At 67.2% G+C, this 13,047-nt stretch carries 11 protein-coding genes; 5 read left to right on the top strand and 6 right to left on the bottom strand.

Annotation, left to right across the window (positions count from 1 at the left end; translation table 11 throughout):
* Window positions 1-33: 33 nt before the first annotated feature.
* Genes NDB2M1_RS05005 through NDB2M1_RS04990 form a run of 4 tightly spaced genes read left to right on the top strand, consistent with a single transcriptional unit; the run spans window position 34 to window position 2,840 of the window.
* On the top strand, window positions 34-1,071 hold the full coding sequence (locus NDB2M1_RS05005; RefSeq protein ID WP_072380209.1) for a GNAT family N-acetyltransferase: 1,038 nt from the start codon (window positions 34-36) through the stop codon (window positions 1,069-1,071).
* A 37-nt stretch (window positions 1,072-1,108) separates the two neighbouring features.
* Window positions 1,109-1,372 (top strand): acyl carrier protein, encoded by a 264-nt coding sequence (locus NDB2M1_RS05000; RefSeq protein ID WP_072380207.1) that lies wholly within the window; start codon window positions 1,109-1,111, stop codon window positions 1,370-1,372.
* 8 nt (window positions 1,373-1,380) lie between these two features.
* Entirely contained in the window at window positions 1,381-2,052 is a 672-nt protein-coding gene (locus tag NDB2M1_RS04995) for an alpha/beta hydrolase family protein (RefSeq protein WP_072380205.1), read from the top strand.
* The gene (locus tag NDB2M1_RS04990) at window positions 2,052-2,840 is read left to right on the top strand and encodes a hydrolase 1, exosortase A system-associated (RefSeq protein ID WP_143146637.1); all 789 of its coding nucleotides are present in this window, start codon (window positions 2,052-2,054) and stop codon (window positions 2,838-2,840) included. Before NDB2M1_RS04995 ends, NDB2M1_RS04990 begins: the two co-directional genes overlap by 1 nt.
* Window positions 2,841-2,843: 3 nt before the next feature.
* Here NDB2M1_RS04990 and trxB read toward each other — a convergent pair whose 3' ends face one another.
* The 3 genes from trxB to NDB2M1_RS04975 form a co-directional block, all read right to left on the bottom strand.
* Window positions 2,844-3,812, bottom strand: a complete 969-nt coding sequence (trxB, locus tag NDB2M1_RS04985; RefSeq protein WP_072380201.1) for a thioredoxin-disulfide reductase — start codon at window positions 3,810-3,812, stop codon at window positions 2,844-2,846.
* A 91-nt stretch (window positions 3,813-3,903) separates the two neighbouring features.
* Entirely contained in the window at window positions 3,904-4,842 is a 939-nt protein-coding gene (locus tag NDB2M1_RS04980) for a glutaminase (protein ID WP_072380199.1), read from the bottom strand.
* Between the two features lie 13 nt (window positions 4,843-4,855).
* The gene (locus tag NDB2M1_RS04975) at window positions 4,856-6,850 is read right to left on the bottom strand and encodes a S9 family peptidase (protein ID WP_072380770.1); all 1,995 of its coding nucleotides are present in this window, start codon (window positions 6,848-6,850) and stop codon (window positions 4,856-4,858) included.
* 151 nt (window positions 6,851-7,001) lie between these two features.
* On the opposite strand from NDB2M1_RS04975, the gene NDB2M1_RS04970 reads away from it, so the two are divergent.
* Window positions 7,002-8,768 carry a cation:proton antiporter domain-containing protein gene (locus tag NDB2M1_RS04970; protein ID WP_072380197.1) on the top strand — a complete coding sequence of 589 codons (1,767 nt, stop codon included), beginning with the start codon at window positions 7,002-7,004 and terminating at the stop codon, window positions 8,766-8,768.
* On the opposite strand, the gene alaS is transcribed toward NDB2M1_RS04970, so the two are convergent.
* The 3 genes from alaS to NDB2M1_RS04955 all read right to left on the bottom strand — a co-directional run bounded on the left by alaS (window position 8,765) and on the right by NDB2M1_RS04955 (window position 13,007).
* Entirely contained in the window at window positions 8,765-11,416 is a 2,652-nt protein-coding gene (gene alaS / locus NDB2M1_RS04965) for an alanine--tRNA ligase (RefSeq protein WP_072380195.1), read from the bottom strand. The genes NDB2M1_RS04970 and alaS overlap by 4 nt on opposite strands.
* An 82-nt stretch (window positions 11,417-11,498) precedes the next feature.
* Window positions 11,499-12,323, bottom strand: coding sequence for a class I SAM-dependent methyltransferase (locus NDB2M1_RS04960; RefSeq protein WP_054123263.1), 825 nt, complete (start codon window positions 12,321-12,323; stop codon window positions 11,499-11,501).
* 57 nt (window positions 12,324-12,380) lie between these two features.
* Window positions 12,381-13,007, bottom strand: a complete 627-nt coding sequence (locus tag NDB2M1_RS04955) for a glutathione S-transferase family protein (protein WP_072380193.1) — start codon at window positions 13,005-13,007, stop codon at window positions 12,381-12,383.
* Window positions 13,008-13,047: the final 40 nt, after the last annotated feature.

Here is a 13,047-nt window from a genome sequence, read left to right as displayed (position 1 = left end):
CTCGGGTGCAAGGGCAAGGACAAAGACTTGGGTGTGACGGTCTATCACGCTGATTTGCGGGAAGCGCAAGCCGACCCGGCGCTCGCCGCGCTGCTCGGCCGCTCGCCCACGAGCGCGCCGTTCGATCGGCTGGACTGGCTTTCCCTGCTGGCAGAGCATTGCCTTCTCGCAGATACCTGCAAAATCGCCGTCGCCCGCGATGGTGATGCGCTTGCGGTCCTTCCCTTTCAGAAGAACCCCGACGGCACTGGCCCCCTCGGCACGTGGTACAGCTTCTTCGTCCGCCCGCTCACAAACGCTCCGCAGCGCGCACCGGAACTCTTCGCCGCCCTGGCCCGCAGCCTTGCACCGGCAGGCGCCGCCCGCCTCGCACCGATGCCCGAAGCCGAAGCGCTGACCCTCGCCGCCGCCTTCCGCACCGCCTGCTGGATCGGCGTCGCCGAACCCTGCGACACCAACCACATCCTCGAACTCAAAGGCCGCAACTTCGCCCAATACTGGTCCGCCCGCCCCGGCGCGCTGCGCGAAACCGTCCGCCGCAAGACCGCACGCGGCAAAGTCACCCTGCGCATCGAAACCACGTTCATCGACGCCGACTGGGCCGCCTATGAAGCGATCTACGCCAGGAGCTGGAAGCCAGAGGAAGGAAACCCCGCCTTCCTGTGCGCCTTCGCTCAGGCCGAAGCGGCGGCAGGCGCGCTGCGCATGGGGATCGCCGAAATCGAAGGTCAGCCCGTTGCCGCCCAGTTCTGGACGGTCGAGGGCGGCACCGCGTGGATCCACAAGCTCGCCCACGACGAGGCCCACCGCGCCCATTCGCCCGGCACCCTGCTCACCGCCGCACTGTTTCGCCACGTGATCGACGAGGACCACGTGCACACCGTCGATTTCGGCACAGGCAACGATCCCTACAAGCGCGACTGGATGGAGGTGCAGCGCCCCCGCTACGCCCTGCAGTTCTACCGCCCCGCCGCCGTAGGTCACTGGCCAGCGCTCGCCCGCCTTGCTGCCCGCCGCATGCTGCGCCCGAGTTCCCAGCCCGCGCTTGTTTCACCGGAGGCCGCTGGCTAAAGCGCCCACCTCTCCTTTCATCACAAGGCCTTACCCCGTGACCGACCAGACCGACACCGACCTGCGCAGCCTGCTGAACGATGTGCTCGGCCTCGGCCCCACACGTGCCGCCGCGCTCATGCCAGACAGCGGCCTGTTCGGCGCACTGCCCGAGCTCGACTCCATGGCCGTCGCCGGCCTCCTGACCGAGATCGAGGACCGCTTCGACGTCGTGATCGAAGATGACGAAGTCGATGGCGACATGCTCGGCACCTTCGGCGACCTCCTCGCCTTCATCCGCGCCAAGCGCGGCGAGGCCTGATTCTCGCCATGCCGGCAAGCTGGCCCTGCCCTGGACCCGCCGGCATTGCCGATGAGCACGCGGTGGTTTTCGACCGCGCACGCGCCGTCCGCCTGCTGATCGTCCCCCCGCTGTTCGAGGAAATGAACCGCTCGCGGCGGATGCTGATCGAAACGCAGCGCTGCCTTGATGCACTGGAGCTCGACTCGATGCTGCCCGATCTCCCCGGCTGCAACGAAAGCCTGCAGTCCTTCTCCGCACAAAGCCTCGGCAGCTGGCGCGCGGCCATGGAAACTGCAGCGCGACACTTCGCCGCCACCCACGTGCTGGCCGTGCGCGGCGGCGCGCTTGTGTTCCCGACGCGGCTTCCCGGCTGGGTGCTCGAGCCGGTCAAGGGCGCCTCGATCCTGCGCCAGTTGCTCCGCGCGCGGGTGCTCTCGGCCAAGGAATCCGGGCGCGAAGAAAATAGCGCCGATCTGCTGGAGGAAGGCCGCAACATCGGCCTTGAACTCGCCGGTTATCGCCTCTCGGCCGCGCTCGTCGCCGGGCTGGATTCAGCCGTGCCTGAAGACGAAGGCCAGCGCGTGATCCGCCAGGCCGAACTCGGCGTCAGCGCGCTCTGGTTGCGCAGCGAGCCGGGGGAAGACCCGGCGCAGTCCGCCGCACTCGCGCAGATCATCGCCAGCGAGGCGGCCGCCTGATGCGCCGCCACCTCACCTTCCCCTGCGGACCAGACACACTCATCGGCACCCTCGACATGGAGGCCGCAACCGGCTCCACCGGCATCCTGCTCGTCTCGGGCGGACGCGAAATCCGTGCCGGAAGCTGGGGCGGACAGGCGCAATTGGCTGCGCGCCTCGCTGCCGCTGGTATCCCCGTTTTCCGTTATGATCGCCGCGGCGTCGGTGAAAGCGAAGGCACCGATCCCGGATTCTTGCACACCCGCCATGACATCGCCGCCGCACTCGCCGCCTTCCGCGCAGCCGTACCCTCACTGCGCCGAGTGATCGGCTTCGGCAATTGCGATGCCGCCGCCGCGCTGATGCTCCACGGCGCAGACATTGGCCTCGATGGTCTCGTCCTCGCCAATCCGTGGACGCTGGAAACGGACGAGGCCGATGGCGAGCAAGGAACAGGAGCGCCCGCTGCAATCCGCCAGCGCTACCTAGCCAAGCTCGCCAACCCGCGCGAGGTGCTCCGCCTCCTTACCGGCGGCGTGAACCTCGCCAAGCTGGCCCGAGGCCTGCGCGCCGCTACCAAGCCCGCGCCTAGATCAGCGCTCGTTGATCGCATGGCGGCCAGCCTCGCGCGGTTCTCTGGCCCGGTCACGATCCTGCTCGCCACCGGAGACCGCACCGCGCAAATGTTCGAAGCCGTATGGCCCTCCGGCGATCCGCGTGTCCAGCGCCACGCCAGCAGCGGCCACAGCTTCGCTGGCGAAGATGCGCAAAGCTGGCTGCTGGAGCGCCTGCTCGAAGCCGCGCGCTAGCGCCTACTCCGCCGCCACTGCCCGTGCCGCAGCGAAGGCATGCTCGGCAAGGAACCGCTCGGCATCGAGCGCGGCCATGCAGCCCGTGCCCGCCGCCGTCACCGCCTGCCGATAGGTGTGGTCCATCACATCACCGCAGGCGAACACGCCCGGGATCGCCGTCTTCGGCGTGCCCGGCTGCACCACGATATAGCCGCTCGCATCGAGCTCCAGCTTGCCCTTGAATAGCTCGGTCGCCGGGGCATGGCCGATCGCCACGAACGCGCCGTCGGTCGCCAGCGAAGAGGTCTCGCCCGTCACCGTATCGACCAGTTCCACCGCTTCGAGCACGCCGCCTGCCGCGCCGGTAAAGCGCGTCACGGCCTTGTTCCACAGCACCTTGATGCGCGGATTGCTCATCAGGCGGTCCTGCAGGATCTTTTCAGCCCGCAGGCTGTCACGCCGGTGGATCAGCGTCACATCGGGCGAATGGTTGGTAAGGTATAGCGCTTCCTCGACTGCCGTGTTGCCGCCGCCGATCACCACGACCTTCTTGCCGCGATAGAAGAACCCGTCGCAGGTCGCGCAGGCGGAGACGCCCTTGCCGCCGAATTCCTGCTCGCCTTCCACGCCCAGCCAGCGCGCCTGCGCGCCGGTCGCGATCACCAGCACATCGCCTTCATAGATATCACCGCTGTCGCCGTGGGCGCGGAACGGGGGGCCATCCATGCTCACTTCGGTGATCGTATCCCACATCATCCGCGTGCCGACATGCTCTGCCTGCGCCTGCATTTCCTGCATCAGCCACGGGCCCTGGATCACATCGCGAAAGCCGGGGTAGTTCTCGACATCGGTGGTGATCGTCAGCTGCCCGCCGGGCTGCAGGCCCTGTACCACGATCGGCTCCATCCCCGCACGCGCACCGTAGATGGCGGCGGAAAGCCCGGCCGGGCCGGAACCAATGATCAGCATGCGGGTCTTGTGGGTCGTCATATCCGTGAATCTCCGTTGCGGCGGGGAGATAGGATGCCCCGCCCCTGAAAACGAGAGGCCTGCCGGGCTATTCCCCGGTTTGGTCGCGGGATCAGCCGCCGCATGCTTCGAACACCGACCAGCCTGTGCGCGCCGCGAGCCGCTCCAGCGCCAGCGCGCCGAGCTGCGAATTACCCTTGGCATTGAGGCCGGGCGACCACACCGCGATGCTCGCCGTCCCCGGCACCACCGCGAGAATGCCGCCGCCCACGCCCGATTTGCCCGGCAGGCCCACCCGGAAGGCGAACTCGCCAGAATTGTCGTAATGCCCGCACAGCATCATCAGCGCGTTGATCCGCCGCGCACGTTGCGGCGTCACGATGCAGCGCCCTGTCGCCGGATCGCGCCCGTCGTGCGCTAGGAACCGCCCCGCCATGGCCAGCTGACGGCAGCTCATCGCCAGCGCGCACTGGTGAAAATAGACGCCGAGCGCCTGTTCGACCGGATGCTGGAGATTGGCGAACGAGCGCATATAATTCGCGAGCGCCATGTTGCGATAGCCAGTCGCGAGTTCCGCCGCCGCCACGCTCGCGTCGATAGTGATCGTCTCATCCCGCGCCAGCCCGCGCACGAAGCGCAGCACGCCCGCGATCGCTTCCGCAGGTGTCCCGCTGGCCAGCAGCACATCGGCAACCACGATCGCGCCCGCATTGATGAAGGGATTGCGCGGAATGCCGTGCTCGGTTTCCAGCTGGATGATCGAATTGAACGCACTGCCCGAAGGCTCGCGCCCAACGCGGCTCCACAGCGCATCCCCCACCATGCCCAGCGCCAGGGTCAGCGAGAACACCTTGGAGACCGACTGGATCGAGAACGGCTCTTCCGCGTCACCACCCAGATGCGCCGATCCATCAGCCATGACCACCGCGATGCCGAACCGGTCGGGCGAGACGCAGGCGAGCGGCGGAATATAGTCCGCCACGCGCCCGCGATCGGTTGCACCGCGCATCTCCCCGGCGATTTCAGCAACGATGGCAGCTATGTCGGTCAATGCCTTGTGGTCCTCAGTTCAGATGGTTCTTGAACCAGTCGACAATCCGCTCGAGCCGGTCGCGCTGAAAGCTCGGCCGCGCGATGCCATGGTTCTCATCGGGATAGCCGACCAGCCGCGTCGGCACGCCGGTGATCTTGAGCGCCTGATAGAGCTGCTGTCCGCCGATAAGCGGCACATTGTCATCGGCGATCCCGCCCATGAACAAGGTCGGCGTCTTGATCCGGTCCGCATGCAGCAACGGTTCGGACAGGCGCATCCAAAGCTCCGGCTCCTTCCAGGGTGCGCCAAGCTCCTGCGTGTATTGCTGGACATATTGGTCCACCCCGAACAGCGCGAAGATGTTGCCCTCGCCCGCGCCGCTGAACGCCGCCTTCAGCCGGTTGTCGCGCACGATCAGGAAATCGGTGAGGATGCCGCCATAGCTCCACCCGCCCGCGCCCAGCCGCGCCGGATCGGCGAAACCCTGCGCCACCGCCCAATCGAGCGAGGCATGGAGATCGGCCACTTCTTTCTGGCCCCAATCCGCCGCAATCGCCGCGGCATAGGCATCACCCCGTCCCGAGGAGCCGCGATAATTCGGCATCAGCACCGCATAGCCCTGCGCGGCGAGCAGGTCGGCAATCATGCTGTACCCGTCGACCGCATGGATATCCTGCGCATTGGGCCCGCCATGAATCCAAAGCAGGGTCGGCACCTTGGTGCCCGCCGCCACACCCGTCGGACGCAGCAGCAGGCCATGGACTTCGTTGCCGTCCTTGGCGATGGCCGCATAGTCCTCGACTTTGCCCCAAGCGACCCGGTCCGCCACTGCCTTGTTGTGGGATGTCAGCAACTTGAGGCCGCCTTTTGCATCCAGCGCATAGATTTCAGACGGCTTGCCATCGCCGCTTGCGATCACCGCGCGCGGTGCACCAGGCGCAGGCGAACCACACTGCGCCAGCACCGAGACCGTGCCGTCATTCAGCCTTCGCAGCGTCCCCTTGGCATCCACCACGGCAGGCACTTCATGCCGGTCCTCCGCCAGCACCACGCCGACTTGCCCGGCACCCAGATCGACCGGCGAACTTACGAAAGCGCCTGAGGTTGCGGGCAGAATCCGCGTCGCCCCGGTATCCACCGCTGTCTCGGCGAGATGCGGCTGGCCATATTGGTCTGCCTTGCCGCCCGGCCCCACCAGATGCGTGATCTTCTTGCCATCGGCGGACCAGATCAGCGTCTGCCCCGGCGCGCCGTGGAGTTTGGCAACCAGCTTGGGCGCAGCGCCGGCCTTCGCTTCGACCACTGTCAGCCAATGGCCACCCAGATCCGTAAAATCCACCGAGTGGTCAGCGACATAGGCGATGGACTTGCCATCCGGTGCCCACTCGGCGGTTATCACATCGAACGCATCCGAAGCTGTCAGCCGAGTCTCGGTCTTCGCCGCCACATCGAACAGCGCGAGGTGCGTGTGCGTCTCCGCCGTGATGAAGCCCACGCCGTCCTGCTTGAACTTCACATCGTCCACCACCACTGGCAGCGGGCGGTCTTCATCATCCTTGGGCGGCTCGGGCGCCGGATCACTGATCATCAGCAGCAGCGTCTTCGAATCCGGGGACCAGCGGAACCCGGCGATATGGCCCTTCCCATCGGTCAGGTTCTTCGCCTCGCCCCCGCGCCGGTCGAGCAGCCAGATCTGCGCCCGCTTGTCCTTCCCGCGCTTGGAGAGAAACGCGATGGACTTGCCATCCGGGCTGAAGGAAGGCGCACTCGCGCTGTCCTCCCCGGTGGTCAGTTGCAGCGGCGCGCCACCCGCGAGATCCGCCAGCCACAGCGCATTGCGCCGCTTGTCCGTCTTGAGATCGGCCTCGCCGACCACATAAACCGCCTGCTTGCCATCATGCGCGCAATCGAGACCCGAGAGTGAACGCAGCGCCATGATGTCGTCGATGGTCACCGGGTGGCGGGCTGGGGCTGCTTCGCCCTCCGCCATCGCCGGCAGCGCCGCCACAAGCGTGCACGCTGCCATTCCCCAGCCAAGACCCTTGCGCCACGCCTTTACCGCCATTGCTGTTCCCCCAAGAAACCGGACAAGCGTCAAGACTAAACACACCGCCGCAGCGCAGGCAATCGGCAGCTTATTCCCATGACTTTACGGGCCATCCGGCTAGGATGTTACAATGGCTGGCCATCTCGAATTCAATACGTCGATGAGCGACGCCCTCGTCGTTCTGGGGGCGGCGGGTATCGTCATTCCCGCCTTTGCCCGCGCACGGATCACGCCGGTGATCGGCTTCATCCTGGTCGGCGTGCTCGTCGGCCCGTTCGGCCTTGGTCGGCTCGTCGGGCAGTTTCCGCAGCTCTACTACGTCACGATCAGCCGTCCCGAAGCCATTGCGCCCTTTGCCGAACTTGGCGTGATCCTGCTGCTGTTCGAGATCGGTCTCGAACTCTCGTTCGGCCGTTTGTGGGACATGCGCGCGCAAGTCTTCGGCCTCGGCGCGGCCAAGCTGCTGCTCTGCGCCGCGCTGCTGACCATCGTGCTGATCGCGATGCGCCATAACGTTCCGGCCTCCGCCGGGCTGGGTATCGCCCTGGCGCTGTCCTCCACCGCGCTGGTCCTCCCGATTGCCGGCACGCAAAGCCCGGTCGGCCGCAAGGCGCTTGCGATGCTGCTGCTCGAAGACATCGCCCTCGTGCCGATCATCTTCGTCCTCGGCGCCTTCGGTCCCGGCGGCGAGAGCGGCGCAGCCCTGTTCGACACGCTCCTGCGCGGCGCGGTAATCATCCTTGTCATGCTTACCTTGGGCCGCTTCCTGCTGCCGCGCCTGTTCGCCTCGGCTGCCCGCACCAAGAGCCCCGAACTGTTCCTCGCCTTCAGCCTGCTCGTGGTCATTGCCGCCGCGCTTGCCACGGCGGGAGCAGGCCTCTCCCCGATCATGGGCGCCCTCCTCGCCGGCCTGCTGATTGCCGAGACGGACTACTCGCGCGAAGTCGAAGCGCTGACCGCCCCCTTCAAGGGCCTCGCGCTCGGCGTGTTCCTGATCACGGTCGGCATGGGAATCGACGTAACCGAAGTCTGGCGGCAGTTCGGCGCCATCGCGCTTGGCGTCGCTTCGGTGCTGGCCGCCAAGGCCGTCGTCACCGCATTGCTGCTCCGCGTCGGCGGCGCGAGCCGGGGCATTGCCGTCGAGACCGGCCTGCTGCTCGCCGCGCCCTCGGAAACCACCCTTATCGTCCTGTCCGCCGCCGCCGCAGCCGGGCTCGTCAGCCACGCCAATGCCCAGTTCTGGCAGATCGTCACCGCGCTCGGCCTCACGCTCACGCCGGTCCTCGCCATGATCGGCCGCCGCCTCGCGACTGCCGTGGACCGCCCGCAGGATGTCCCGGTGAATGCCGCCCCCAGCGACGCCACGGGCCAGGCCCTCATCCTCGGCTACGGCCGCGTCGGCCGCCTCGTCGGCGCCATGCTGTCACGCCACGATGTGCCCTGGCTCGCGCTCGATGCCGACCCGGCGCTTGTCACGCAGGTGCGCGGCAGCGGCGATCCGGTGATCTACGGCAACGTCGCCAATGCCGAACTGCTCGCCAAGCTGCATCTGGATGAGGCCCGCGCCGTCATCGTCACCATGGACGAGCCCGTCCTCGTCAGCCGCACCGTGCGCCGCATCCGCGCCGCGCACCCGGACCTCCCGATCATCGTCCGCGCCCGCGACGCCGCCCACGCCGCCGAGCTCTACCGGGTCGGTGCAAGCGATGCCGTCCCCGAAGCGCTCGAGAGCTCGCTCCAGCTCTCGGAAGCCGTGCTCGTCGACATGGGAGTCGCGATGGGCCCGGTGATCGCCTCGATCCACGAAATGCGCGATGAACTGCGCGAGACGATCATGCGCGACGGTGGACTGGGCCAGAAGCCGCGCCTGAAAGCCGCCGGACTGCGCGATCGCTAGGCCGCCAGCACGCCTTTCGCCGCCGCAATCGCCTCGGCGGCCTTGCTGCCGTCCGGGCCGCCGCCCTGTGCCATGTCAGGCCGGCCACCGCCGCCCTTGCCGCCCAGCGCCTCGACGCCCGCGCGCACCAGATCAACCGCGCTGACTTTGCCGACGAGGTCTTCAGTCACAGCCGCCGCGATGCTCGCCTTGCCTTCGTTGACCGCAACGATCACCGCCACGCCCGAGCCCATGCGCTGCTTGGCCTGATCGAGCAGCCCGCGCAGTTCCTTCGGATCCATGCCCTCCAGCACCTGACCCGAGAACGTTATCCCGCCGACCTGTTCGTCCGCGGGTGCCGCCGCTGCGCCACCACCAGAAGCACCCGCCAGCGCCAGCGCCTTCTTCGCCTCGGCCAGTTCGCGCTCCAGCTTGCGCCGCTCGTCGACCAGCGCCGCCACGCGGGCCTCCACTTCATCGGGCGAGGATCGCAGCAGGCCCGCCGTGCGTCGAAGCGCTTCCTCGCGGCCGACCAGATAGGCCCGCGCGCCCGCCCCGGTCAGCGCCTCGATACGCCGCACGCCCGAAGACACCGCGCTTTCGCTCACCACGCGCAGCAGGCCGATATCACCCAGCGCACGCACATGCGTGCCGCCGCACAGCTCGACCGAATAGGGCTTGGCCCCTGCCCCCATGCTGAGCACGCGGACTTCATCGCCGTACTTCTCGCCGAACAGCGCCATCGCACCCGCGGCAATCGCGTCTTCCGGGCTCATCAGGCGCGTCGTCACCGGCGCGTTGCCGAGGATTTCGGCGTTCACTTCGTCCTCGATCGCCGCAATGTCGTCCGCCGTCAGCGCCGCCGGGTGCGAGAAGTCGAAGCGCAGCCGCTCGGCGGAGACCATCGAGCCTTTCTGCGTGACGTGCGCCCCCAGCCGGCGGCGCAGCGCCTCGTGCAGCAAGTGCGTGGCCGAATGGTTCGCCCGCGTCGCATCGCGCCGCGCGACGTCGATCGCCAGTTGCACCGCGTCGCCGACCCTGACCGAACCCGCCTCGACCGTGCCCAGGTGCGCGTGCAGGCGGCCCAGCGGCTTAGCGGTGTCGTTCACCGCAATGCGCAGGCCCTCGTTGGTCGATATCGTACCCGCATCGCCCATCTGGCCGCCGCTTTCGGCGTAGAACGGGGTCTGGTTGGTGATGATCGTGATGGTCTCGCCCGCCCCGGCCTCGGCCACTTCCTTGCCGTCCTTGACCAGCGCGACGACGACGCCTTCGCCAATGTTGGCGGTGTAGCCGGTGAACTCGGTCGCGCCTTCGCGTTCGGCGATGTCGAACCACACTTCGCTGTCGGCAGTCTGGCCGGAACCCTTCCACGCCGCACGCGCCGCTGCCTTCTGCTGCGCCATCGCCGCCTCAAACCCGGCACGGTCGACGCTCACCCCGCGCGCCCGCAGCGCGTCCTCGGTGAGATCGTAGGGGAAGCCGTAGGTATCATAAAGCTTGAACGCGGTCGCGCCCGGCAGGCTGTCGCCCTCGCCCAGATCACCCGCTTCCTCGTCCAGCAGCTTGAGGCCGTTTGCCAGCGTACGGCGGAACTGCACTTCCTCGCGCAGCAGCGTTTCCTCGACCAGCGGCTGCGCGCGGCCAAGCTCGGGGAACGCCTGACCCATTTCGGTGACCAGTGAACCCACCAACCGGTGCATCAAGGGCTCCTTCGCGCCCAGCAGGTGCGCATGGCGCATCGCGCGGCGCATGATGCGGCGCAGCACATAGCCGCGGCCTTCATTGCTTGGCAGCACGCCGTCCGCCAGCAGGAAGCTTGACGAGCGCAGGTGGTCCGCGATCACGCGGTGGCTGGCCCGGCTGTCGCCCTCGGCCTTGGTGCCGGTCAGGCTCTCCGAAGCTGCAATCAGCGCCCGGAACGTGTCCGTATCGTAGTTGTCGTGCTTGCCTTGCAGCACTGCCGCGATGCGCTCCAGCCCCATGCCGGTGTCGATGCTCGGGCTCGGCAGGCTGGTGCGCGTGCCGTCAGCCGACTGCTCGAACTGCATGAACACGAGGTTCCAGATCTCGATGAAGCGATCCCCGTCCTCGTCGGGCGATCCCGGAGGCCCGCCGAAAATGTGCTCGCCGTGATCATAGAAGATTTCCGAACACGGTCCGCACGGCCCCGTATCGCCCATCGACCAGAAGTTGTCCGAAGTCGGGATGCGGATGATGCGGTCGTCCGAAAGCCCGGCGATCCTCCGCCACAGGGCGAACGCCTCATCGTCGGTGTGGTAGACGGTGACGAGCAGCTTGTCCTTGGGCAGTCCCCACTCGCGCGTCAGCAAGGTCCAGGCATGGGTGATCGCCTGTTCCTTGAAATAATCGCCGAACGAGAAATTGCCGAGCATCTCGAAGAACGTGTGGTGCCGCGCCGTGTAGCCCACGTTGTCGAGATCGTTGTGCTTGCCGCCCGCGCGCACACACTTCTGCGACGACGTCGCCCGCTTCGTCGCGCGCGTCTCGAGCCCGGTGAACACGTTCTTGAACGGGACCATGCCCGCGTTGGTGAACATCAGCGTCGGGTCGTTGAACGGCACGAGCGGCGCCGAAGGCACGATCTCGTGCCCGGCGGAGCCGAAGTAGTCGAGGAAGGACCGGCGGATTTCGTTCGTCGAAGTCATGCCATGCCGATTAGGCGAGCGTTCGGCGCGGAACAAGCACGTTTCGGCCCTTCCGGTACGCTTGTCCCCATCACGGATAGGTTCAGGCGTTGTCCGCGGTCGCCGTCACCAGCCACGCCGCCGCCGGAAAACACACCCGCCCTCCCACGCAGCGCGACTGGACGAGTTCCAGCAGGCCACGCTCGAACGCTGCGCGGGGCTGATCGGGCAATGTGCGGATCGCCGCAGCCGCCGGACCGATGCGGCTGAAGAACGAGAGCGCATCGGCTACCGGGTTGCTGCCCGATCCGGCCACATAGGCAAAGTCGAGCGGCTGAAACTGGATATCGCGCCAGCCTTTCAGGCAGCGCCGGACGTGATCGGGATCAGCGAATGCGAACGGACCGGGCGGGAAATCGACCGCAGGCACTGGCTTGGCCGGCGGAAGCAGACGGGCGATATCCATGGCCCAGGGATTTTCCGAGGCAGGCCGGAAGCACGAGAACACGAAGCGCGCTCCGGGCGCGGCCTTGGCCGACAGATGCGCAAACGCTGCGGGCGGATCGCTGAAGAACATCACCCCGTGGCGCGAAATGTAGAGATCAGGCGCCGCGCCGTCCCCCTGCCAAGCGGAAGCATCGGCCACGGTGAACGAAAGATTGGCATGTCCAGCCGCACGGCTCTTCGCTGCCTCGACCAGTTCGCCGGAGATATCGATTCCGGTCACCGTTGCTTCGGGCCTTGCCGAGGCAACTGCGAGGGACAGTTCGCCCGCACCGCAGCCCACGTCGATCACCCGGCGCCCGGGCTCCTTTGCGATGGCGGCGAGAAGGTGGGGCGTGAGCGCGGCGAAGCTGCGGTCGGTCCGCTCCCACTCCGCCGCCCAGTTCTGGCCGACCCGGCCCTGCCATTCTTGCGCGCCTGTCATGCAGAGCAGGCTATGCGCCGCTGCCCCACCCGGCAAGCGTTAATGCGGCAAGATCGATCACGTCGCGAAATAGGGCCCGCCCTTGGCGCGTGCCGCCTGCCACGCCGGCCGCGCATGAATCGCGGCGACAAATGCGGCGAGCTTCGGGTAGGCCTCGCTCAGGCCTTGCATCACGACAACTTCGGCGAGGAAACTCAGCATCACATCTGCGCCGGTCCAGTCGTCGCCGATGAAGTGGCCCGAAGGCCGCAGGATCGCCTCTAGATAGCCGAAATGCGCCGCAAGCTGCTCGTCGATGCGCGGCCGCAGCGGCGCGCCGGCCTCGCCGAGCCGCGAGATATAGAGATTGAGCAGGATCGGCGTCATCGCCGAGCCCTCGGCGAAGTGCATCAGTTCGTTGTGGCGCAGCGCATCATCCGTGCCGGGAGCGGGCTGCCATTTTCCGCTGCCAAAGTGGTCGCAAAGATACTGCACGATCGCGCCGGATTCCTCGATCACCCGGCCATCGACCTCGAGCAGCGGTGACTTGCCGAGCGGATGGACGGCCTTGAGTTCCTGCGGCGCGAGATTGGTCTCGGCATCGCGCTGGTAGATCTTCAGTTCATAGGGAACGCCGAGCTCCTCCAGCAACCAGAGGATGCGCTGCGAGCGGCTGTTGTTGAGGTGGTGGAGAACGATCGACATCCGGCTTCCTTCCCGTGCTTGGTCTCGGCGCGAGGCTATG

Origin of the sequence: Novosphingobium sp. NDB2Meth1 (assembly GCF_900117425.1) — a bacterium.
Lineage (GTDB): Bacteria > Pseudomonadota > Alphaproteobacteria > Sphingomonadales > Sphingomonadaceae > Novosphingobium.
The sequence above is the reverse complement of the archived record's forward strand: the minus strand, read 5'-3'. Positions and strand labels throughout refer to the sequence as shown.